Here is a 26,128-nt window from a genome sequence, read left to right on the forward strand (position 1 = left end):
GTGCATAACAGTTCCTCCCATCAAATCATTTAATTTAGTTTTTGTAATACCTAAAAAGATACACAATGAATGCTGTTTTCGGAGTTATATTCCATTTTATAGGCGGTTTCGCGTCTGGTAGTTTTTATGTGCCGTATAAGAAAGTGAAAGGCTGGTCCTGGGAATCCATGTGGATATTAGGGGGACTTTTTTCATGGGTGATCGTTCCGCCGATAGCGGCAATGTTGACGATCCCAAATTTTGTAGAAATTATCCAAGATACGAATAGTTCCATTGTAGGCTACACTTTTTTATTTGGATTACTCTGGGGGATTGGGGGACTGACCTATGGACTTGGTGTACGTTACCTCGGGGTATCTTTGGGAAGTAGTATCATTTTGGGACTTAGCATGGTGTTTGGATCCTTGATGCCAAGTATTTATTATTTTTTCAATAAGACTGCAGGCAAACATGGTATAGACTATTTTTTTACAACACATTCCGGTATTTGTATTCTCATAGGACTTTTGGTGTGTGTGCTTGGTGTGTTTTTATGTGGGAAGGCTGGAGTGTCAAAGGAGAAGCATTTATCTGCATTATCATCTGAAAGCAAGTCTGATTACAATTTTGGATTGGGTATCGTTGTGGCTATTATATCGGGGATATTAAGTGCTTGTTTCAATTTTGGAATAGAGGCTGGAAAGCCGATGGCTGATGTGGCTAACAACTTATGGAAGGCTACTCATCCAAATCAAGGAGAATTTCTCTATCAAAATAACGTCACCTATATTGTAATCCTTTGGGGTGGCTTTGTGACGAACTTTCTTTGGTGCCTTTACTTATTGTTTAAGAATAGAACTTTTGGGGATTATACAAAGTCCGATGTGCCAAAAGGCAAAAATTTCCTTTTATGTGCGATAGCGGGAATGACTTGGTATCTGCAGTTTTTCTTTTATGGTATGGGCGAAAGCCGTTTAGGAAATGGAGCCAGCTCCTGGATCTTGCATATGGCATTTATCATTCTCATTTCAAATGCTTGGGGTGTTGCACTCAAGGAATGGAAAGGTGTGGATCGTGCGACTTATCGTTCTATAATCGGAGGAATTGTAACCATTATCATCTCTATTTGCATTGTAGGGTTTGCAAAGACATTAGAAAATTAATATTTAAATAAATATAGAAGAAGTGAAAACGTACAAACATGTCAATTACTTATGGGACGATGAGAAAGCTCAGGCACTAAGCGGTGATGAAGTAGCTTTACTGTTATATCGTTCGAATATTTTAGGTGCAGATTTAAGGATCACAAATTATGGCGGGGGAAATACCTCGTGCAAAGTTTCTGAAAAAGATCCTTTGACAGGTGAAGAAGTGGAGGTGATGTGGATCAAAGGCTCAGGAGGTGATATCGGAACTTTGAAAAAATCCGGTTTGGCGGCTTTGTATCTCCAACGTCTACGTAATTTGGAAAATGTCTATCGTGGATTAGATCACGAAGATGAAATGGTTGAATTATTTAACCACTGTATCTATGATCTAGCATCTAAAGCTCCATCTATTGATACACCATTGCATGGATTCCTGCCATTCAAACATATAGACCACTTACATCCCGATGCGGCAATTGCCATTGCCGCGGCCAAAGATGGAAAGACAATCACGCAAGAGCTTTTTAATGGGACCATCGGCTGGGTAGACTGGCAACGACCGGGATTTGATTTAGGCCTGCAGTTAAGAGCTTGTTTGGAGGAGAATCCAGGAATCCGAGGTATTATGTTAGGCTCTCATGGTTTGTTTACCTGGGGCGATACAGCATACGAATGTTATGTTAATTCGTTGGATGTCATTGAAGCCTGTGCAGAATATCTTGAGCAGAATTATGGTAAAAAAGCACCTGTCTTTGGTGGACAAAAAGTGATTAGCTTGGGCAAGGAAGAAAGAACTGCACAAGCGGCTAAACTGGCGCCGGTTTTAAGAGGTTTCTGTTCCAGTGAGCGCCATATGATAGGGCATTTCACAGACGATGAACGCGTATTGGAATTTATCAATTCCAATGATTTAGGTCGTTTGGCTCCGCTAGGTACCAGTTGTCCGGACCACTTCTTAAGGACTAAAATCCAACCATTGGTATTGAATTTGGATAAATCCGAAGATTTAGACAACGTTGAGGAGCTCAAAGCGAAATTGACGCCATTATTTGAAGATTACCGTGACATGTATGCGCAATATTATGAAAACTGCAAACATGAAAACAGTCCAGCGGTCCGAGATAAAAACCCGGTAATTGTACTGTATCCAGGTGTAGGTATGTTCGCATTTGCGAAAGACAAACAAACGGCACGTGTGGCAGCAGAATTCTATACCAATGCGATCAATGTAATGAAAGGCGCTGAGGCTGTAAGCGAATATACCGCATTACCTCGTCAAGAGGCATTTGATATTGAGTATTGGTTGCTAGAAGAAGCAAAGCTGCAGCGCATGCCAAAACCCAAGGCACTTTCTGGAAAAATTGCTTTGGTTACTGGCAGTGGTGGTGGTATTGGAAAAGCAATCGCTAAAAAGATGGCTCAAGAAGGCGCTGTGATTGTCTTAAATGATATTAACACAGAACGGTTGGAATCGAGTAAGGCCGAATTTGTAGGCGAATTTGGAACAGACTCGGTCATCGCTACAATTCTTGATGTAACCAATGCAGATTCTATCAAAGGTGCTTTGAAAGATGCGGCTTTAGCATTCGGTGGTATTGATATCGTCGTTAATAATGCTGGATTATCGATTTCAAAAACAATCGAAGACCACACGGAGAAAGATTGGGATTTATTGTACGATGTATTGGTAAAGGGCCAGTTCTTGGTTACGCAAGGAGTGACGTCAATATTAAAAGGGCAGGCAATCGGTGGCGATATCATCAATATTGTCAGTAAAAATGCTTTGGTTAGCGGACCAAACAATACGGGGTATGGAAGCGCAAAAGGTGCCCAGTTGCATTTGAGCCGTTTATGTGCAGCAGAATTGGGTCCTGTGGGAGTGCGTGTAAACGTTGTCAATCCCGATGCGGTTATTTCAGATAGCAATATCTGGGCTGGGGGTTGGGCAGAAGGTCGTGCTAAAGCCTATGGCATTACTGTTGCGGAACTTCCTGCATACTATGCAAAGAGAACCTTGTTAAATGAGATTATCCTTCCACAAGATATTGCGAATGCATGTTTTGCTTTTGTGGGTGGATTGCTGAGCAAGTCTACTGGGAATGTGTTAAACGTTGACGGAGGCGTTGCAATGGCGTTTGTACGCTAATTTTTATATCTTTAGGTGTCGTGTTCAGAAAGGGAAAAATTAAGACGGCACCTAAAGAATTTTTAGACGATAACCAATAATATTATGATTCTTGATAAACAAATTATAGATCAGCACAATAACCAATTAGCGGAGAAACATAAAAGAGCATTTGACTATGTGTCGGCAGATATTTCAGACACAGAGGAAATCTTGGACAAACTCCAGAAATTTCAAATTGCCATCCCAAGCTGGGCATTGGGAACAGGTGGTACTCGATTTGGACGGTTTTCCGGAGCGGGTGAGCCCGGAACTTTGGAACAAAAGTTAGCGGATGTAGGCTTATTACACGCGCTCAACAAATCAAGCGGTGCTATTTCCTTACATATACCTTGGGATATTCCTTCGGATGCAGAAAAAATCAAATCATTGGCGTCTAAACTCGGTATTGCATTTGACGCAGTGAATTCCAATACATTTCAAGATCAGACTGGACAAGAATACAGCTATAAATTTGGTTCGCTTCACCATGTCAATCCTAAAGTACGTGAACAGGCTATTGCCCACAATATTGAAGTTATCAATTATGGAAAAGCTTTGGGATCTAAATCTCTTACAGTTTGGCTCGCTGATGGTTCATCTTTTCCAGGACAGTTGAGTTTTAGAGAGGCATTTCAAAATACATTGTCTAGCTTAAGTGAAATTTATAAGCACCTACCAGACGATTGGAAATTGTTTGTAGAATACAAAGCTTTTGAACCATATTTCTATTCTACAACTATTGGAGATTGGGGGCAATCCTTACTATTGGCCAATAAATTAGGCCCTAAAGCTTATACTTTGGTTGATTTGGGACACCATTTACCCAATGCTAACATTGAACAAATTGTTTCTCTATTGCTTATGGAGGGCAAGCTTGGTGGTTTTCATTTTAACGATAGTAAGTACGCTGACGACGATCTAACAGCGGGCAGCATTAAGCCATATCAGTTATTTTTGATATTCAACGAATTGGTCGATGGAATGGATTTGAATGGGATAGACCATGCGACAGGTTTGGGTTGGATGATTGACGCTTCTCATAACCTGAAAGATCCCTTGGTCGATTTGTTACAATCAGTTGAAGCGATTAAGATCGCCTATGCTCAGGCTTTGTTAGTTGATCGAAAAGCATTGAAACAGGCACAGCAGACAAATGATATCGTGAAAGCACAGGAAATCTTGCAAGATGCGTTTCGAACTGATGTCAGACCTCTTGTTGCAGAAGCAAGGTTAAGAAGTGGTGCTGCACTAAATCCAGTTCGATTATTCAACGAAGAAAATTTACGAAGTAAACTTATCGAAGAACGCGGAATAAATTCTGTAGCTACCGGTTTGTAACAAGGGAAAAGAATGAAGGGGAAACCAATACCAGTAGTTGCAATATTCGACGTCGGGAAGACGAATAAGAAATTATTTCTCTTTAATGAGCATTACCAGATTGTTTTTGAGAGGTCGGCTCGTTTTTTAGAAACTACCGATGAAGATGGTGATAGCTGTGAAAATCTAGAAAGTTTACGTTTGTCTGTTTTTGACTCCTTACATGAAGTCTTTCGGAAAGGTGAGTTTGAGATTAAGGCGATTAATTTTACTTCATATGGTGCGAGTTTTGTCTACATTGATAAAGATGGGCGGCCTTTAACACCATTATATAACTATTTAAAGGAATATCCCAAAAAACTGCTGGAGTCTTTCTATGTACAATATGGTGGAAAAGATAGATTCGCATTGGAAACTTCGTCTCCGAGTTTGGGAAGTCTTAATTCTGGGCTACAGATCTATCGTTTGTTTAAATTAAAGCCAGCGCTGTTTAAGGAAGTCAAATGGGCGTTACATCTTCCACAATATTTGAGTTATTTAATTTCAGGACAACCCTATGCCGATATGACAAGTATAGGTTGCCATACAGCATTGTGGGATTTTAAGAAAAATAATTACCATCAGTGGGTTTTTGATACAGGCATTCTGCAAAAAATGGCTCCTATCGTTCAAGGAGATCAGCTCTTCAGGGCAACGTTTCCAGGAAGTGGATATCTGGTTGGAAGTGGACTGCACGATAGTTCTTCGGCTTTGATTCCTTACCTGCTCAATTTTCATGAACCTTTTGTATTGATTTCAACGGGGACTTGGTGCATTTCATTCAATCCATTTAATACAGAATCTTTGACAAAAGATGAATTGAATCAAGATTGCTTGATGTATATGACCTATACAGGTCGGTCTGTAAAAGCATCGCGGTTATTTGCCGGTTATGAGCATGAAGAGCAAGTCAAACGTATTGCTCAATTTTTTCAAGTGTCAACTGGAAAATTCAAACAGATTGGACTCGATTGGGAAATTATTGAAAAATATCAAGTGATGGAGGTATCGGACCAATTGGATGCATTTGCTTCGATAGATTTGACACATTTCAATAATCATATTGAGGCGTATCATGTTTTGATGATGCATCTCGTAAAGGCTCAGATAAAAGCGACATCTTTGATTCTTCAAAAGAATGGTGTACAACGGATATTTGTAGATGGTGGATTTAGCCGTAATGTAATTTATATGACGTTATTAGCGCAAGCTTTTCCAAATAGTGAAGTTTTTGGTGCATCAATGGCACAAGCTACGGCACTTGGAGCAGCTCTGGTTATTCACGATCATTGGAATAAGCAGCCTATTCCAAATGACATTATTGAACTCCGTTATTTTAGGGCAGGCAGAAAAATACATTAATTTCAATAATAGGGATAAGAATTTAGTTTTTTTATTAGTTATCGTGAGAGGTCAGGCGATTTTTGCCTGGCCTATTTTTTTTGAAAGTGTCTGATGTTATTGGTTAGAAAGAACCTTCTGTTCGCTTTCATTGCTGTTGGTATCTGTGGAGTCATTTTCTAATATATTGGTAGGAGTGTATTTATATGGTTACGACCTGTGTTAAAAAATAAAAAGTTTCCAAACGGGCGTGAGGAAACCTTTTATTAAAAACCTAAAATTAAGAATAATTATACCAATTATTATATGATGATTAAAGGTGCGGAAAATTGGGCGATTAGCTGTCCTGAACTGTTGGCGAAAGGGAGGCACAGGTAAGCGCAGGGTGGTCTGACCAATTGGAAAAATTATATTTGAGTCTCCTAAATTAATAAAACTTAGAGATGAAGAGATTAATCTTAACGATCACATTTTTTATACAGGTCTGTTGCCATGTTTTATTTGCCGAACAGATTGTCAGAGAATTTCGCTTTGGTGGTACTAAGAAAAACCAGACTGTAATTTCTTTAAGGGAAGCACAAGCCTATAAGGATAAGCAAGGGTATGGTTTTGAATTTTCAACAGAACAAGATGTCAGGATGGTTTCAAAGAATAAAAGCCTTTTCAGCGAAAAGCCATTTTATTTTTCGGTAAGGGTTCCTGAAGGCAATTATAAAATTACGATTACCTATCAGGGTTTGAACGATAAGCCTTACCGCAGTACTGTACGGTCTGAATCCCGGAGGCTGCAGATTGAAAACCAAGAGGTATTACCTAATAAATCTTTCGATAGGACCTTTATTGTACATATCAAAGATCCAAAGATTGCTTCTGGCGAAACTGTAGCATTGAAGAAGCCAAGGGAGCTGCAAAAACTCGACTGGGATAATAAGTTGACTTTGGAGTTCCAGCAAACAAATTGTATTTCGACCATTCGAATCGAGTCGGTAAGCAATGTCCCGACTGTATTTTTAGCGGGGAACTCGACGGTAGTTAATCAAGAGGATGAGCCCTGGGCGTCTTGGGGACAAATGATTCCTCGATTTTTTGATGCAGGTGTGGCCATTGCTAATCATGCGGAATCTGGACTAGCACTAAGTTCGTTTTTGTCCTCAAAAAGATTGGAAAAAATTCTCTCTGTTGCCAAGCCTGGAGATTATTTATTTATTGAATTTGGGCACAATGATCAAAAGGAAAAAGGAGAAAATGCAGGTGCTTATAAGGGCTATAGTGATCGTTTACGTTATTTTGTACGTGAATTTCGGGCAAAAGGTGGCCTGCCAGTTATCTTAACCTCCACAGCACGACGAGCATTTGATGGACAAGGAAAACTGTTGCAGACATTAGGTGATTTTCCCGATGCGGCTCGGAAGGTCGCAGCAGAACTTCAGGTGCCTTTGATAGATCTTAATCAGAAAACGAGTTTGTTTTACGAGGCATTAGGAGTAGAGCAGTCTAAACAAGCATTTGTTCACTATCCAGCGCATACTTTTCCAAATCAAAAAAATGATTTGGCCGATAATACCCATTTCAATCCCTATGGTGCCTATGAGATCGCTAAAATGGTGCTCACAGGAATTAAAGAAAACAACTTGAAGATAGCAGACCATATCGTCGATTTTCAGGACTTTGATCCGCAGCAACCAGATGATTTTAAAACTTGGTATTGGCCGCCAAGTTTGATCAATAGTGTTATCAAACCAGATGGCAATTAATTTGTATTGATATAATGTTACGGTCGGGCAGTATTTGTCCGACCTTTTTTATGTTCTATTTGCTCATTTAGACAGGATAGTGCAGGTTGGTGCAAATGTCTTTTAGACATATATTTGTCACACCAATTATGAACCGCAAAAGGACAAACTTTCGCTTCATAAAACGTATTATTTGAAGTATCTCAACGAGCACTTGCCGTAATTTATTATTAACCAAATTATTGACCTAATACATTTACTATGTTATCATCCAAATTTAACCTATTTTGGATTGCACTATTGATTACGGTAGTGTCATGTAGGAAGGAAGCCTTTGACGCCTACTATGGTAGACCCGATTGGCTTGCAAGCCCAATTTACCAGCAGCTCGATTCAATGGGCGACTTTAAGAAGTACCTGAGCTGCATTGAATTGTCTGGCTATAAAAATACACTCGGGACTGCGGGTTCTTGGACGGTATTTGCACCCACTGATCAGGCCTTTGATCAATTTATGAAGGAAAATGGTATTAGTGATGTAGCAAAGATCGATGCGAAACTGGCCGAGAAGATTGTGCGTTCTTCGATGATTTATGACGGTGAGCGACTTGAAAAGCTGAACGATTATTTTTCAGCAAAAGGTTGGCAGCAAGGTTTTGCTTCTCGGCGTCGATCTGTATACTATGACTTTGTTGAAAAAGAGGATTTAGGGAATGGCAAGATTAGACGGTTTGTCTCAACAAATCGCGGCCCTAATGTAGCTTATGCAGCTACGGATAACAATAATAAACACATTAGCTATTTTTTTGATGCTTACATGAACCAGCGTGGTTTGGGTGCTATAGATTATCAGTCATTTTATCCTAACAGCAGCTATACGGGGTTGAACGTTGGATCAGCTGAAATTGATCCTGCAAGAAGCAATATCTCCGCAGAGAATGGCTATATCCATGTTGTGAATAAAGTTTTGATTGCGGAGAAGAGTATCGATCAATACCTCCGCGATAATACGAGTTACTCCACATTCAAATCAATTCTGGATTTTTTTGCCTCTTATACATATAATGCGGAGATAACACGGAAGAATGAGGTGCTTACCGGGGAAAAGGATTCTGTATTTGTTAAAGGATATGCAGGGATTGGTTTGGCGCTCAACAATGAAAATTATGCAAAGGAAGATCCCAACGATGCCCAAACCAATAATTTTTCGGTCACGGTACCTACCAATGAGGCTGTAAGTAATTACGCTAAACGTGTATTGTTGAAGTATTATCCCCAAGGCACCACGTTAAAAGATCTTTTTTATACAAATCCTGCTGTCTTAACAGAATTTGTAAATTCTCATCTGTATAATACACAGGTGTGGCCATCCCAGTTCTCCCAAGCGCAAAACTTTGTCGGTGAACTACCTAAGGTGACAAAGGCCAATATCAAAGAGACAAAATTATTGAGCAATGGTGCATTTTATGGTATAGACGCGTGTCAACAGGCCAATGTCTTCCACTCCGTCTATGGCAATGTTTTATTGGATCCTAAATATAGCTTCATGCGTCGCGCATTGGAACGCATGAGCATGAATTTGACCTTAAAGATTCCAACCATTCGTTATATGTTGATCCTTGTATCGGATCAGAAGTTATATGAAATGGGCTTTGACTATGATGCCTATAATACCTCAGACCCGATCCGTTTTAATGGCGGAAATGGCACCCCGGAAATGCGAGAGGTGCTGATGGCTCATATTATTCCATTAGGAAACGATCCCTTGCCTGATTTAACGGGAAAGGGAATATTGGAAAGCTATGCAGGTGAGTATGTAAAGTTTAACCAGATGAAAATGTCTTCTAGCGGAACTTTGGATGGACCAACGGAAACACAGCAAATCCGTATTGATTCAATCAGCATTGGAAATAACCTTTCGGGGCCATTAAATGGAGTTGCGGTCTACCTTAACGGAGGATTGACTTCATCGAATACCAATATTGGATTTTATCTTAAAAATATTGGAGCGGATCAGACCTCCTCTCCATTCAATTCATTTTATAAATATCTCATTGCAAGCACACTTTATTCGGCTACAGATGGAGTTGTCAAAGGAATAGAACTTGGATTGAATTATACTTTGTTGATTCCTAATAATGAGGCAATCGCTAATGCAGTTGCAAACGGTGATTTGCCAACCGCTACAGCTCCTACGGCGCAAGCGGATATTGATAAGGTAACACGATTTATCCAATACCATATTGCGCGCAATTCATTTGCAATCGATGGAAAGAAGACGGGGTTCTTTCAGTCGCTTTGTAAAAATGTAGACGGGGATGCCCAATCAATACAGGTTGCTGTCAACCTGGTTAATAAGTTGCAGGTGATGGATAATCTTAACCGAACCGTTGAAGCTGATGTCGTGCAGAGTAATCAACTTGGACAGCGCGTATTGATACATTCTCTCAAAGGATATTTAAAGCATGGCCTGTAATCTAACCGAAAACATGATGAAACAGATAAACTATTTGATTTTAATAGGGTGCATCGTATGGATGACTTTCTGGGGAGGAGGAGTTTACGCGCAAAATAATGCGGCTTTGCTCACTGGAAAGGTAACAGAAAAGGGAACAAAACAACCCATCGCCGGAGCAACAGTTGTCTTAAAAGATAATGACAACCGCACAATTGTCGGAACGACTACAGATGTTGAGGGGAACTATAGTCTTAGAGCTCGAATGCAAGGCTTGAAACTAGCGGTCTCCTACACGGGTTATAAATCTTCGGGTGCGATTGCTGTAGGGGATAGAAAAACAATCAATGTACAGATTGAATCGACAAATAATGTGATTGATGAGGTTGTTATCTCAAAGTCAAAACCTATCAATGACGGTACGGGTATGGGGATTTCGAAAGAACGCAATACAGCAGCGATCTCAACGATTAGCATGGATGAGCTGTCCGAAATGCAATCAGTGTCTGTCGATCAAGCGTTGCAGGGAAGGTTGCCAGGAGTTGATATCACGACGGTATCAGGCGATCCGGGGGCTGGAATGCAGATCCGGATTCGTGGTACATCGTCTCTAAATGGAGCAACTGACCCGCTTATTGTAGTTGACGGAATGCCTTATGATATTACCATTCCGGACGATTTCAACTTTGCAACTTCTGATGATAATGCGTATGGGCAGCTTTTAAATATTGCGCCATCTGATATTCAGGATATCTCGGTATTGAAAGATGCTGCTGCAACTGCTGTTTGGGGATCGCGTGGAGCAAATGGGGTGTTGGTTATCACAACGAAACGCGGAACTGTTAGTGCTCCCACGTTGGGGTACACTTTCAAAGGATCTATTTCAAAGCAACCTGAATCTATTCCACTATTGAATGGCGATCAGTACTCGACCTTGTTGTCTGAAGAATTCTATAATGCGGGTAGGGTCTTTTCAACGACAGACAATGCGCAGCAGTTCCAGTACGACCCGAATAATACCTATATATATCACAACTATAGTAACAATTCCAACTGGGTAGATGCCATTACACAGTTGGGGTATTTTCAAGATCATAATCTCCAGGTACGTGGTGGCGGTGAAAAAGCACGCTATCTGGCCTCAATAGGTTATTTTAATCAAGAAGGAACAACTATTGGAACAGGGCTAAATCGCCTATCTGCTCGTATCAATCTAGATTATGTAGTTTCTGAGCGCATCGGCTTTCAGTCGGACGTTTCATATACCCACGTCGACAATGATAATCTTTATCATGCTAATGTACGGGATATTGCTTATCGAAAGATGCCCAATCAGGCCATTTGGGAATACGATGAATATGGGAACCTAACAGGTAATCTATTTAATCCTGCTTCTTCGGCGCAAGGATTTTATCCAGGGACATATAATCCGCTCTCTATGGTTCAAAATGCGATTGGTAAACAGTTGGGTGATATTTTGGGAACCCGTTTTAATGTGGATTATAAATTGATACCCAATACCTTGCGATTTGTAAGTACACTGGCGTTAAATATTAGAAACAACAAAACCAAACTCTTTTTACCTCAGTTGGCAACAGGTCGGCCTTTTACGGAAAATACGGTGAATAAAGCATCTGATTCCGATTTGGATGAATTTTCACTGAGTACCAATACCCGGCTTTTGTTTACCCCTGCATTGGGCGACAATCATCAACTGACGGCCAATCTATCCTTTTTAACATCAGATTATCGGTATACGATCCAAGGGCTCAGTTCAACAAATACAGCGTCATCCTATCTGCAGGATCCAAGTGTTGCGTCGCGCACATTGACCGGCGACGCTAAATCTGTAACGACACAATCGCGATCAATCGGAGCCTTAATCCAGGCAAATTATATGCTCAACAAAAAGTATGTTTTTGCCGCAAGTCTGCGTGGTGATGGCAACTCAAAATTTGGTCCTGATAATCGTTATGGATTATTTCCTGCTTTCTCCGCCGCTTGGCAGATCGGAAGGGAAAATTTCTTGAAAGATATTAACGCCATAAAAGATATTAAGCTAAGAGCAAGCTGGGGACGCAGTGGTAATGCTCCCCGACGTGATTATACTTATATCAATGTATATAGCACCAATGATTATGCTTATTTGGATGAAAACGGTGTCTATTCAAAAAATATAGAGTTGTCCGACTTAAAATGGGAAACGGTGACACAGCAGAATTTGGGTATGGATGTAGAGATGTTCGACTACCGTTTGATGTTTGGTGGAGAGATTTATAAAAATAGAACAACGGATTTGATGATGGACAATATTCAGATTCCGACCTATACTGGATATAGTGGACTGGCTATGAATGTTGGTACAATGGATAATGACGGCTGGGAAGCAAATTTTACCGTGGTGCCCATTCGTAATAAAAAATGGGATGTCAGTTTTACGTTCAATATTGCACACAATCAAAATGTGATCCGCGAGATATCACCGCTTTATCCGCGCGAAAATGCTAGATCATCATTAAAGAATAAAACATTCTTTACCTATTTCCAGGAAAATAATCCGTATGGATCTTTCTATGGATTTCGCTATTTGGGCGTTTACAAAGATCAGGAAGCTACCATAGCAAAAGATGCACAGGGAAATGCCATCGTGAGCCCAGACGGCGAGACGATTTATATGCGTTTTAATTATCCTACGGTAGATTATGTATTCCAGGCGGGCGATGCGATGTATGAAGATATCAACCACGACGGTGTGATTGATCAAAAGGATATTGTGTATTTGGGCAATAGTAATCCGAAGCTTACGGGTGGGTTTGGATTTAATGTGGGATATAATAAACGTTTGAAATTAAGCGCCTTCTTTAACTACAGACAAGGATCTCAAATTATTAATGGAACCAAAATGAATACAACTGATATGCTTGGGTATAACAATCAAAGCACGGCCGTGTTGCGCAGATGGCGTAAGGATGGTGACATTACAGATATCCCGCGTGCATTGTTTGGAACCGGATATAATTCTTTGGGATCCAGCCGCTATGTCGAGGACGCTTCTTTTTTACGTTTGCGTACAGTCACCTTAAAGTATGACTTTGCGAAAGAGTTCTTGCAGCGGTTTCACATCGAGGGGCTTGGCGCTTATTTGACCGTAGAAAACATATTTACGCTGACGAAGTATACCGGTCAAGACCCTGATGTTGCCGTAAAGTTAAAGGATGCATTTACGGTGTTAATGGATAATTCAATGACACCGCCATTAAAAACAGTTACACTAGGTATTACAGCACGTTTTTAAAACAAGGTTATGAAAAGAACAATTTTATGGAGTTTAGTTGCTGCGGGAAGCATTTTACTCAATTCTTGTAATAAATGGCTGGATTTACAGCCGCAGGATGGAATAACCCGTGCAGAATTTTGGAAAACAAAGGAGGATGTCCATGCCGCCTTAATCGGTATCTATTCTTCCCTTAATTCAGGACCTGTTGAACAGCAATTGTTCACGTGGGGCGAACTTAGGGCCGATCTAGTTGGGTTGACAAGTTATGCGACAGACGACAATCGCCTGGTAAAAAATTACAATATTTTAAGCACAAATGTAATTGCGGACTGGAGTGCTATTTATACCGCGATAAATAATTGTAATCTGCTGATTGATTATGCAGGTCAGGCAAAGCAGGCCGATCCTACCTTTACAGAGGCCGAATACAATACAGATTTGGGGGAAGCTTTAGCTGTCCGCAGCTTTTTGTATTTCTATTTAGTTCGCACTTTTCGGGATATCCCTTTAAAATTAAAAGGCACCTCCAAAGACACCGATATTGTTTCTGTAGGGCAGTCCAATGGCGATGAAGTGCTCAAGCAAATCGAGAAAGATCTCTTGCAGGCTTTGGATTGGATACCCGAATACCATGTCAATACTTCGGGTTACAATGCGACAAATACCGGTCGGGTGACAAGACCCGCGGTACGGGCGATGTTGGCCGATGTATATCTATGGCTGGAACAATACGATAAAGTGGAAGAGCAGACCACAAAAATTTTAGAAACTGGACGATATAGTTTAATTGGCGCAGCACTACCCGAAATTTTTGATGGTGGCACGATGGAAACGATTTGGGAGTTGAGCCATAAAAACTCCAGTGAAAATCCGATTTATAATATTGGCGTGACTGCACGTAGACCATTCACAGCCAATGTGGATATCTTGAATAATGAGATTTTTCCCTCCAACGAAGGGACAGATATAGATTTATTCGATAGTCGTGGAGAAGGAATCCTGTATGGTATGTCGGGAGATCTGAGAAAATACGGTACGGAATCACCCGACTACTACAATTTTCAGCTCTACCGCATATCTGACGTCATGTTGATGCGTGCTGAAGCTCTGGCAGAGCTCGGGCGAGGGACGGAAGCATTGGCACTTCTGGAGGATTTGCGAACCAAGCGTAAAGCCATAAGAGCTACGGATCCGAATATTGAAGCGACAGATTTAGAAGGAATCATCCTATTCGTCTTCGCTGAGCGTGCACGTGAACTTACTTTTGAAGGTAAACGTTGGTTTGACCTTTTGCGCTTGGCAAGGAAAGATAATTATGCGAACATCAATGTGCTAGTAGATCTTGTAACGAAAGTTGTAGACGCTAATGTACGCCAATCGGCAATTAATAAAGTGCGCGATGTGGACAGCCATTATCTTCCCATTTTGGAAACGGAACTCTTCAAAGACAAACAGTTGAAGCAAAACCCATTTTACCTAAAATAGATCGTTATGAAAAGAAATTTTAGAAAACAATATTGGCTGATAGGGACATGGTTTGTCCTATCCGTTGCGCTTATATTTTCCTGTCAAAAAGAGAAATATCGAATTTCAACTTCAGATGAAATGAATATTACAGGTTATTTGGAAGCACATGAAACTGATTATTCCTTATTGACCGAAATCTTATACCGCTCGAAAACGGCGGGCTATCTAGGTGCTTATGGTACCTACACATTGTTTGCTCCCAATAATGAGAGTATTAATGCCTGGATCGAAGATAATGGAAAAACAGGATTGAATGATTTTACAGATGCGCAGCTATTGGATTTTGTCAAATATCACGTGGTGAGAGATACGGTAGGCAGCACACGTTTTACAGATGGGAAAATCAAAACAGCGAGCTTATTAGGTGAATATTTATACACAGATGTGCAAAATGGGATTTACCGAATTAATAAATCGGCAAAAATTATTAGATCCAATATTAGCTGTGGTAACGGCATTATTCACTCCATAAATAAAGTATTAGTTCCACCAGCACATAGTCTTGCTGAATTGATAGGCAATAATCCTCGTTATTCCATTTTTGCCGAGGCTTTAAAAGAGACTGGGTTTTATGATACTTTATATTATCAACGCGGTGTAGCTGTGGCGGATGCTAAACGTTTTCAGACCGCTATTGTTGAGTCAGACTCCGTTTTGCAGCTACAGGGAATCAAAAGTTATGCGGATATGAAAGCAGCCTATTCACAGACTGGTGATGTAAAAAGCCATAAGGATAGTTTGTGGTTATATATGGCCTACCATTTAAGTAACGATATCAAATTCTTGGAAGACATCGTTGCCGCAAATACGATCTATACTTTGGCTCCAAAAGAGATTATTTCAACCAAATTATTAGGTGCGCAGATCTTATTGAATGATGACGTGTTTAATGGGGTTCATGAAGCGGGTGCTGAAATCAACAGATCACAAAGCGATGTATTGGCGTCCAATGGTGTGCTGCATGAAGCGAAACAGCCATTTAAGATTAAGGTCCGCCAGCAGGTGCCCGTGTATTTTGATATAGCGACCTCTCCCGAATTAGTCAATGCACTGGGAAGCGCCTATTTTAATAGTTCCAAGGCATTGGTGGCAAATGGTGCGACCATTGCCAATTCTTTTGCCTTTAATAGTTTGACGGTTTCGACCATTGGTACGAACGGATATTACTATTATAAAGCCTTAGAAACGAAGCGCCCTTATGCAAATGGAGACCTCTTAAGTCTGTCGCTTTGCGCGAACAATAGTGCGCGGGCAAAATGGATTGAATTTAAGACGCCATATCTCGTAAAAGGACGGTATAAAGTCTGGATCTGTTATGCCCAGCATGGCGATGCCCCAGAGATTCAGGCGACGTTTAATCCTGGAAAAGGGGATGAACAAATCCTGCCCAATACGATCATATTGAATCAAAGTCTGACCGCTTCGGGCGTTAGCGACCTCGCGAATGCAAATGCGGATAATCTGATGCTGGCACAGGGTTACAAACGTTACATGGCAACAGTAGGCGATTACAATGCAAATAATATTACCGGTGGACTCAAGGCAAAATCGGGTAGTGAAGCGCCATTGAATGTTGGCCGTTTGGCCGGTATTATCAATGTCGAGACGACTGATCGACATGTCATCCGTTTTGAAGCGATCAAAGATAAGAAGTGTGGTAGCAATACCGTCTATCTGGATATGATCCAATTTATCCCCGCAGATGATCTTGAGCAGAACTACCCTAGATTTCATCAGATTTCAGGTGAACTTTTTTATAGACCAAAATAACAGGATACACAATTATGAAAGCTATAATTTATAAAATTTACCTAGTCGTATTGGGCATGTGTTTATTGTCTGCTTGTTCCAAAAATTGGGAGGATCATTTTGGAGGAGGTGATGCCGATGCTCAAAAAAACTTGTACACCATTATTTCCGAGCATGCTGAGTTTTCAACTTTTATGGACCTACTCAATAAATCGGGCTATGGTGAATCGTTGAAAGCATCGAAAAATTATACCTTGATTGTACCAACTAATGATGCCATTGCTGCTGTACAGGAACAATATAATTTTTCCGATACTGCGGTGATCAAGAGTTTTGTAGGCTACCATATTATCAATTCGGTCTATAATGTGAATTCAGGAGCTGATACCGTAAAGGCATTAAACTTTCGCAATAAATATGTGGAGTTTACGCATGGCGCATTTGACGGTGTTGAACCTCTTCAGGGGAATCTGGTGGCGAGCAATGGACTGTACCATGTGGTAGGTCGTCCCCTAAAGCCTCTTCAGAATATATTTAATCTAGTACGCACCTTTTTTGCCGACACCAAGCAAATTGAGGCTGTAAATTCCTTTGATACAGTGTCCACAGAGGGTGATATTATATATTACAGGTATAGTCCGGTATGGTATACGGAAGTACGTCGCAATATGACGACTGAAAATAAGAAACATACCTATTTCGTCGTAGACGACGAAAATTTTGAGACCGAGTATGCTAAGTTAAGACCTTTCTATGCGACAGCCTATGAGGAAGGGAATACGCTCCGTCCCGACAGTACGACTACGTTTTTTGCTAAAAAGGCTTTGTTGCGCGATTTTATTGTAGAGGGGGAATTGGCAACGGATCAACTTACAAATAATCTGATTTCAATAGCGGGAACAAAATTTAGTCTTGACCCCACAAATATTATCTCGCGGACAAAGGCCAGTAATGGAGTTGTTTATCGTGTGAAGCGACTTGAGTTTGCACTAGCGGATCAGATCAAGGAAATCAAGGTATTGGGGGCAAGGCCCATCGGTTACAAGCAAACGGATAAGCGATCAAATACCTTTTTCAGGGAAAAGCGAGATAATGAAGGAAATTTATACAATGACATTGAAGTATATGATCATAAAGTTACTTCCTTTTATGTAAAGTATCGCGCTACAGGTATGAACGTCGCTAAATATAAAGTATACGGACGAGCAATTATGGGATTGGCTGGTGATCCGCAAACAGCAGCGTTTATCCAATATGTCTACTTTTTTGATCCGAAACTTATCTCGGTGAATGAGGTGGATTTATACAAACGTTCAGTCGTCAATAACTTGGGTGCAAACGATACGCGAATGATATTTGATGTACAGCCGCTCAATCACGGAGAAGTTTATTTAGGTGAGGTGACGCAAGACCAATATGGGAATCTGCCTTTGCTTGTTATGAGCAATGGTACTGGTCCTATTATTTTAGAATATCTCCGATTCGTCCCGATTATTCAATAACTAAGCAAAACGAAATGAGTTCGATCAACATAAATTATAAATTGGGTATTATCTTGTTTATTTCCACTTTGGGAGCGCACAGCAGTTGGGCGCAACAAGATACTGTCGCCCGTAATATACAAAAACAAGGACAAGTTACTTCTGCTTATTCGGTTAAAGGTACTGTCTATGACAGCCAAACCAATAAACCCATCGCAGGTGCTCGTATAACTTACGGCAGTAACGTTGCAAAATTGACGGATAGTAAAGGAAATTTCCGCTTGGAGCTACCGGTTTCCAATGCAATTGTTGAAGTTTCTTTGGATGGATATATAGCTAAGCAGGTACCAGTACTGCTGGATAAATCAATGAAAGTGGTCCTGTACCCTGACGGGTATCGTTCTTTCTATAAAAAAACAGAGACAGTATTTGGTGATAATGGAGTTTTAAACAATACTGGCGCAGTCGATAAATTGGAACTCAATGCCTGGGAACAGAATTCTGAGACGGTCGTTAGCTATCTACAGGGCAAGCTAGCCGGAGTACAAGTAACCCGCCATTCAGGAACACCTTCTATTGGCGGAAATCTCAATATTCGCGGCTTGCAATCGCTGTATTCCAATAATCAGCCCTTATATATTGTAGACGGTATTGTGTATAATGCGGAGCATTTGAGTCCTTCTATAACGACAGGACATCTCAATAATGCATTGCAGCATATTGATGTGCGCGACATTCAAGATATTACGGTATTGAAAGATGCTGTATCTGCTAATATTTATGGAGCCAAATCCTCCAATGGAGTCGTGGTCATTAATACAAACCATTCAAAAGAGTTGGCTACACAGATCGATTTGCAGGCAACAACAGGATATAATTTCCGTCCGCAACGTATTCCCGTCATGAAGTCTTATGCTTACCGAAGTTATTTGAATGATTTGTTAGCAACGAGTACGTACAGTGGTGAGGAAATTGCGAATATGCCTTTCAATAATGATAATTCAAAATTCGAAGAATATGCGAAATATCATAATGAAACGGATTGGCAGAAAGATGTGCTTAATAATACGGTCGACCAGAATTATTTTCTTCGGGTTACAGGGGGAGATAATATAGCACGGTATGCCTTGTCGGTAGGTTATAACAATGAACAGGGGGTTTTGGATAACACGAAGCAAAATCGCTATACGGCACGTTTTAACGGCGACATGAACCTGACCAAAAAATTAACTGCTCAGACCAATATCTCCATGGGTTATGGACAGCAAAGCTTGAAGGATCAGGGCTTATCACCAAAGACCAACCCTTTGTTTCTTTCGCTGATTAAGTCTCCATTTTTAAATACGCATGATATTGCTCCAGACGGCAGCATTTCACCGAATTATGCTGAAGCTGATTATTTCGGCTATTCCAATCCGATGCAAATCACACAAAATGGGATTAATAATAAAAAGGCCTATCGGTTTTTAGGTTCTTTGGTGTTCAACTATGCATTCAATACAAATTTTAAGTTAAGTAACCTGTCTACCGTAACCTATGATAAAGCGCAAGAGGATTTCTTTATTCCTAAAAAAGGAGTCGCAAAGGACACGGTAAATAATATGGAAGTTTATAGTCGTCTCGGTACGCAGGTGGCACGTTATTATTCGATTTCAAATGATTTGCGCCTGCAATATAATCAGGATCTAGGAACTCAGGGCCGAGTGGAAGCTATTGGTGGAGTCCGGTACCACAAGCATGATTCGGAACAAGATTATGCACTAGGCTATAATTCGGCGACCGATCAGCTGGTCAGTATTGGTAACTCAACACCGGCATCTCGGGTTTATGGAGGGCATATCGGTAAATGGGCAAATATGACGGCCTATGCTATGGGTAATTTTAGCTGGAAGAATACTTATATCTTAAATGCATCCATATCGATGGATGGATCTTCCCGTTTTGGAGAAAAAGCAAAAGGAGGCTTAAAGCTTGCAGATAAGGTATATGCCGTATTCCCGGCAGTTGGAGCTGCATGGTTATTGTCCAATGAGGATTTTTTAAAAGGAAATAGTACGATCTCATTATGGAAACTTCGGGCGAGTTATGGAATTACAGGCAATGATGATATTGGAAATTATGATGCGCGGCAGAATTATATCTCCCAGAACTTCTTAGGTGTCCAGGGACTTGTGCGCGATGGTGTTGCCAATCCTTATCTAAAATGGGAGAAAGTAGAAAAAATAAACGTTGGGACAGATCTTTCGTTGTTGAATGAACGCATCAATTTAGGCGTTGATATCTATCAAAATAGGACAAGTGATATGCTGGCTTATAATTCGGGGAATACTGTTTCGGGAATTAGTTACTACCTCTATAATAATGGTTCAATGCGTACACGCGGTATTGACTTCTCCTTGTTTGGACGTATTCTGACCGGTCCGGTCAAATGGGATGCCTCATTGACACTAAGTCACTATAAAAGCACGATCACTGATCTTCCCGAAACATCCTATACACAATATGCCGGTGGAACTTTTGTGAGCGAGAAAGGTGGCGCACCCAATGCCTTTTATGGGTACCAGTTCAACGGTGTCTATCGTACCAGTGCCGAAGCCGCCACTTCTGGACTAGCAATTTTAGATGCAACAGGTCATAAAATACCTTTTCAGGCAGGAGATGGGAAGTTTACAGACCGTAACGGCGACAAGATCATTGATGATCGTGATCGAATGATCATAGGTGATCCCAATCCAGATTTAGTGGGCGGATTGAATAACAGCCTGACCTATAAAAATTGGAAATTCGGTGCATTGGTGACATTCAGCGTAGGCAATGACATTTATAACTATACACGGGCACAACTAGAGTTGGGAAGTACATTTTATAACCAGACAGAACTATTACAAAATAGATGGCGGGCGGAAGGCCAGGAAACTGATGTGCCTCGCGTTGCACTCAACGATCCAATGGGAAATAGTCGATTTTCAAATCGCTGGATAGAAGATGGTTCATATGTTCGGCTTCGTCAGCTTTCCGTTGAGTACGGTATTCCAGTAAATAAACGTATCATCAAATATGTCCGTCTATATGGTACTGCCAATAACGTGTTGACTTTTAGTAAGTATTTAGGTTATGATCCTGAATTTGCACAGTCTGCTGATGTTTTTCATCAGGGGATTGATGTGACGTTGGAACCCATTGTTCGCTCTGTGCAGCTGGGATTGAGGATCGGTTTATAAAAATTTAATATACTATGTTTATCACATACAGAAAATATTCGAAATATTCACTCTGGGCCTTATTGGCCTGTAGCCTCTCTTTTACATCTTGTAAGAAAGCGTTGGATTTCTCGCCCGAGGATAAATTGGACAGTTCAAAAATGTACAATACGCTTGCCGATGCTGATGCGGTAGTGCTTGGGATTTATGGACAAGTAGCTGGGCTAGGTGAACGTTATATTGTCCTGAACGAATTAAGGGCCGATCTCATGGACGTCACACAAAATGCAAATCCCTATTTGCAGCAAGTTTCCAATCATGAAGTAGCAGAAGATAATCCTTATGCAGATCCATCTGCTTTTTATAAAATTATCTTCAATTGTAATGATGCCTTGAAGAACTTCAAGGTGATGGAGCGGCAGGGGAAGCTGAGCAATACCGAATTCAATCAGCGTTATTCTGACCTCGCTATGCTACGTGCATGGTTGTATTTACAATTAGGGATTCACTTTGGAAATGTCCCCTATGTGAAAAATACCATTGAAAGTGTTGACGAGATTAAAAGTTTGGAGAACTATCCGAAAACAACTTTCGATAATTTGGTTGATTCTCTCATTAGTGACACAAAAGACCTGCCTTATCAGGATCCGTATGCCTACCCAACAGGTAGCACATTGGTTTTTACGACAGATGGCGCGAGCACACAGAAGGTGTTTATCAGCAAGGCTCATGTCCTGGGCGAACTTTATCTTTGGAAAGGAAATTACTATGAAGCGGCAAAGAGTTATAAGGGATTGCTGTCTGCCGAAGACAATAATAGTGATATTAATTATCTGTTCAATTTCAACCGTATTGGCTGGAGCTACTTTAATGTGAGTTTTGCAAGAGCCCAGGAGGGGTCATCTTTGGTAAATTCTTTAACAGCAGGGTGGCGAAGTATGTTTGCGCTATCGAACACGGTACGGGAATGGAATTCCGAATGGAACTGGTCTATTCCATACCATAACTCTTTTGCTCCTGGAAATCCTTTTATAGATCTATTTTCTAAGTCAGGTAACTATGCACTTAAGCCCTCTCAAAAGGTGATTGATTTATGGAATTCACAGACCAATAATGCGGGTATTCCCTGGGATCCCCGGAGTAAGCTATCTTATGAAGTTGCTGCAAATGGTGATCCTGTGATTACAAAATTTACGGATAATTCAGGGGATTTATTGAGCTTGTTAAATAAAGGCGGTCGTTGGAATATCAATCGAGCCGCAGGGGCGCATCTTCGCTTTGCAGAGGCCGCCAATCGAGATGGTCAGGGCCGTTTGGCCTATGCATTGGCAAACTGGGGGCTAATCAGTACCTTCTATTATGGCGCTTTTACGAAAGACGGTGGTATTATACCTGGCAATTTTTTTGAATTGGAATCCGAAATAACTTATGAAGGATTTGGGACGAATAGGACCACTTTTGCCGAATCCTCGCCCTATTATTTTGATGCACGCGACAATGCGAGTATCGTACGTGGGGTTTGGTATCGGAATTCGGGAATCCGTGGACGGGCTACCATGCCGCGTTGGCAATTCGCAGGCATTGAATATGGTCCGGGTACAGTAAGTGGTTACGGAAGCATGATGACCGCTTTTAATGTACCGCAAGCTGATCTGGAGGATAAGATCGTAGAAGAATCTGCTCTTGAGTTAGCCTTCGAAGGCGAACGTTGGTCAGATCTGATGCGTATAGCAAAACGCCGTCATGACCCCGCTTTCCTAGCCGATAAAGTCTATGAGAAATTGCTGAAAGCAAATAACCCGAAAGCTGGAGCAGTACGTAGCAAGTTAATGGATATGAACAATTGGTATTTACCTTTTAAATTGCGGTAAACCTGATATACGTTTGGATTATTGATTTAATGGTTAAAGGTCTGCTTTGTGCAGGCCTTTTTCTTTGATGTTGACCATGAGACAGCAGGATAGTGAATTCGAAACTCTTTAATATCATTGTGTGGAGATATTGCTCGTTAGCGGTAATCGATACTTACTGGGCTCTATCAACAGCTCATTCAAATCGTGTGTTTATCGTGAGACGAGTATGTAATCGTAACATGTCAATGACAGTGCAATCTTTTGATAATGCCATTTGCGTTTTATAAATGTAATTTTTACATTTATAGGTATTTCTGATTAATTATAACCAATGGAACGAGTTTCTTTAAAATTTAGAGTCTGCTATTTATTTCTTACAAAAGCGATTTGCTTTTTTTGTCTATCTTGGATTTTCAATACACCTGTATATGCTTATAGCTGCAGGAGCTCAGAACCGGATTCGGCTTATTTCTTTGCTTATGCAAAAGAAAAGAATGCTGGAAGGGAAGGGTTATTATATGCCTGGAGTTTGGATGGTAAGCAATGGAACTCTATAGGAACAGAACTTGCCTTTGTAAAATCAGATTATGGCCGCTGGGGGTCAGAAAAACGGATGATAAATCCTGTATTGTTTCCTCGAACTGGAGGCGGCTGGTCCTGTGCGTGGCAATTAAGTCCTGAAAGTGACGGTCCTTATGCATATACTTTTACATCCGATTTTTTCAATTGGGGCAGACAAGATTATTTTGTTGCTTTAAATGATTTGGATAAATCAGTGGTATCTTTTGTAAAAAACAGTTTATTGACTCGTGATAATATCTCCATAAATGGCGAAAGTTTACGTGGAACCAAGTTGAAAGTTTCATGGTCTGTTATCAAAGAATTAATCAAGCATTATGATCTCGCGCTGCTTAAGCAAAAACAATGGTCCGAACGAAGCGTTGACGATGACGCCCGCTTCCCTGGCCTAAAGCCATTGGATGTCAAATTAACGCCGAAGGTAGGGCAAACCAAGTCCATCAGTGATATGTTGGTGGGTGTTTTTTTTGAAGATATTAATTATGCCGCAGACGGAGGTCTTTATGCAGAATTGATTCAAAATAGAGACTTTGAATATAAATTGAGCGATAAACAAGGCCGTGATAAAAATTGGAACGCGAAAACTGCTTGGCGTATGGATGGCTCGGGACAATTTCATATTGACAGCATCAATCCAATTCATCCTAATAATAAACATTATGCGAGATTGCAGGGTGAAGGCATCCTCAGAAATATAGGCTACGATGGCATTGCCTTGAATAAGAACGAACGCTATGATCTTTCGTTTTTCGGAAGGGGCACTGTTGGTAAAGTACCTAAACTAAAGATCCGGATAAGTACAAAAGACGGAAAAATCCTCGATGAGAAATCCGTAATTGTTGACGGTAAAAACTGGAAAAAATATCAATTGGTATTGACATCTAATGCCACTTGTAAGGATGCCGTATTGGAATTTGTATTTACAGACCGACAACAATTGGATCTGGATCTGATTTCTTTATTCCCTCAGCATACATTTAAAGGACGAAAAAATGGATTACGGAAGGATCTGGCCGAGGCTATAGCTGCATTGAATCCCCGTTTTGTCCGTTTTCCGGGTGGCTGTTTAGCACATGGGGATGGAATTGAAAATATCTACAATTGGTCTAATACTGTAGGACCGTTGGAAAGCCGTATGCCACAGCGTAACATGTGGGGATATCATCAAACCGTGGGCTTGGGGTATTACGAGTATTTTCAATTTTGTGAAGACATGGGTGCCTATGCTGTTCCAGTAGTGGCGGCCGGTGTACCCTGCCAAAATTCGGGTGCTCATGATCATCCATTGGGTGGACAACAATGTGGTATCCCAATGGAAGATATGGATGACTATATCCAGGAAGTACTGAATCTGATTGAATGGGCCAATGGCGATAAAAATAGTACCTGGGGAAAGGTACGAGCTGCCGCGGGGCACCCCGAGCCATTTCATCTAAAATACATTGGTGTTGGTAACGAAGATTTAATATCGAATGTTTTTGAGGAGCGTTTTACCATGATCTATAACGCTATAAGTGCAAAATATCCCGAAATACAGGTCATTGGAACGGCAGGGCCATTTTTTGAGGGAACAGACTATGTAGAAGGTTGGAAAATTGCCGATAAATTGAATGTACCCATTATGGATGAACACTATTATCAGACACCGGGCTGGTTTATTCATAATCAAGACTTCTATGATAAATATGATCGCAGCAAATCACAGGTGTATTTGGGCGAATACGCTGCCCATATTCATGGACGGGCGAGTACCTTGGAAGTTGCATTGGCTGAAGCGGCATATCTCACGGCATTGGAAAGAAATGGTGACGTTGTTAAGATGGCTTCTTATGCGCCATTGTTAGCCAAAGATGGCTATACGCAATGGCGCCCCGATCTTATTTATTTCTCCAATACCGATATAAATTTAACACCATCCTATTATGTACAGCAATTATTTGGGCGTAATAACGGAACCGAATATATTCCAGTAGAAGCAGTTTATGCCAATGCTGACGTTGAGGTACATAGGCGTATGGCATTTTCTATTGTTAAAGATCCTAAAGATCAATCGCTCATTGTAAAACTGGTTAATATTTTGCCAGTTGCGGTCAATATACAATTGGAATTGGATCAACTCCATTTGAAGGGTGATACAGCTCTTGTCGCTCAGTTGACAGGGAAATTGGACAGTAAAACGGCAAAACCCGAAGAAAAGACCGTGTCCGTTGGCAAGCTTAAAAACCAACAATTACCGCCTTATTCGTTAACTGTGATCCGAATTCAGTCGGGTGCAAAATAGCCT

The 26,128-nt window shown here is 40.8% G+C and carries 13 protein-coding genes; all 13 read left to right on the forward strand.

Features of this window, described 5'->3' with window-relative positions; translation table 11 throughout:
- The first annotated feature begins 65 nt into the window (after positions 1-65).
- The 13 genes from rhaT (at position 66) to B4N43_RS10480 (ending at position 26,125) form a co-directional block, all read left to right on the forward strand.
- The gene (gene rhaT / locus B4N43_RS10420; RefSeq protein ID WP_088163091.1) at positions 66-1,142 is read left to right on the forward strand and encodes an L-rhamnose/proton symporter RhaT; all 1,077 of its coding nucleotides are present in this window, start codon (positions 66-68) and stop codon (positions 1,140-1,142) included.
- Between the two features lie 22 nt (positions 1,143-1,164).
- Positions 1,165-3,273 carry a bifunctional aldolase/short-chain dehydrogenase gene (locus tag B4N43_RS10425; RefSeq protein WP_286734543.1) on the forward strand — a complete coding sequence of 703 codons (2,109 nt, stop codon included), beginning with the start codon at positions 1,165-1,167 and terminating at the stop codon, positions 3,271-3,273.
- An 84-nt stretch (positions 3,274-3,357) separates the two neighbouring features.
- A complete protein-coding gene (locus B4N43_RS10430) occupies positions 3,358-4,632 on the forward strand; it encodes a TIM barrel protein (protein ID WP_286734544.1) in 1,275 nt (424 codons plus the stop codon).
- Between the two features lie 12 nt (positions 4,633-4,644).
- Positions 4,645-6,012, forward strand: coding sequence for an FGGY-family carbohydrate kinase (locus B4N43_RS10435; RefSeq protein WP_286734545.1), 1,368 nt, complete (start codon positions 4,645-4,647; stop codon positions 6,010-6,012).
- A 422-nt stretch (positions 6,013-6,434) separates the two neighbouring features.
- Positions 6,435-7,745 carry a rhamnogalacturonan acetylesterase gene (locus tag B4N43_RS10440; protein ID WP_286734546.1) on the forward strand — a complete coding sequence of 437 codons (1,311 nt, stop codon included), beginning with the start codon at positions 6,435-6,437 and terminating at the stop codon, positions 7,743-7,745.
- A 240-nt stretch (positions 7,746-7,985) separates the two neighbouring features.
- Positions 7,986-10,199, forward strand: coding sequence for a fasciclin domain-containing protein (locus B4N43_RS10445; protein ID WP_286734548.1), 2,214 nt, complete (start codon positions 7,986-7,988; stop codon positions 10,197-10,199).
- 13 nt (positions 10,200-10,212) lie between these two features.
- Positions 10,213-13,473, forward strand: coding sequence for a SusC/RagA family TonB-linked outer membrane protein (locus tag B4N43_RS10450; protein ID WP_286734550.1), 3,261 nt, complete (start codon positions 10,213-10,215; stop codon positions 13,471-13,473).
- A gap of 9 nt (positions 13,474-13,482) precedes the next feature.
- Positions 13,483-14,940 carry a RagB/SusD family nutrient uptake outer membrane protein gene (locus B4N43_RS10455; RefSeq protein WP_286734553.1) on the forward strand — a complete coding sequence of 486 codons (1,458 nt, stop codon included), beginning with the start codon at positions 13,483-13,485 and terminating at the stop codon, positions 14,938-14,940.
- Between the two features lie 6 nt (positions 14,941-14,946).
- Positions 14,947-16,752, forward strand: a complete 1,806-nt coding sequence (locus tag B4N43_RS10460; protein WP_286734555.1) for a fasciclin domain-containing protein — start codon at positions 14,947-14,949, stop codon at positions 16,750-16,752.
- Between the two features lie 14 nt (positions 16,753-16,766).
- A complete protein-coding gene (locus tag B4N43_RS10465) occupies positions 16,767-18,233 on the forward strand; it encodes a fasciclin domain-containing protein (RefSeq protein ID WP_286734557.1) in 1,467 nt (488 codons plus the stop codon).
- A gap of 14 nt (positions 18,234-18,247) precedes the next feature.
- Complete coding sequence (locus B4N43_RS10470) at positions 18,248-21,433, forward strand: SusC/RagA family TonB-linked outer membrane protein (protein ID WP_286734559.1); 3,186 nt, start codon at positions 18,248-18,250, stop codon at positions 21,431-21,433.
- A 14-nt stretch (positions 21,434-21,447) separates the two neighbouring features.
- A complete protein-coding gene (locus B4N43_RS10475) occupies positions 21,448-23,283 on the forward strand; it encodes a RagB/SusD family nutrient uptake outer membrane protein (RefSeq protein ID WP_286734560.1) in 1,836 nt (611 codons plus the stop codon).
- Positions 23,284-23,596: 313 nt separating this feature from the next.
- Positions 23,597-26,125 (forward strand): alpha-L-arabinofuranosidase C-terminal domain-containing protein, encoded by a 2,529-nt coding sequence (locus B4N43_RS10480; RefSeq protein ID WP_286734561.1) that lies wholly within the window; start codon positions 23,597-23,599, stop codon positions 26,123-26,125.
- The last annotated feature ends 3 nt before the right edge of the window (positions 26,126-26,128 follow it).

It is taken from the genome of Sphingobacterium sp. UBA1897 (genome assembly GCF_002337775.1).
Taxonomy (GTDB): domain Bacteria; phylum Bacteroidota; class Bacteroidia; order Sphingobacteriales; family Sphingobacteriaceae; genus Sphingobacterium; species Sphingobacterium siyangense.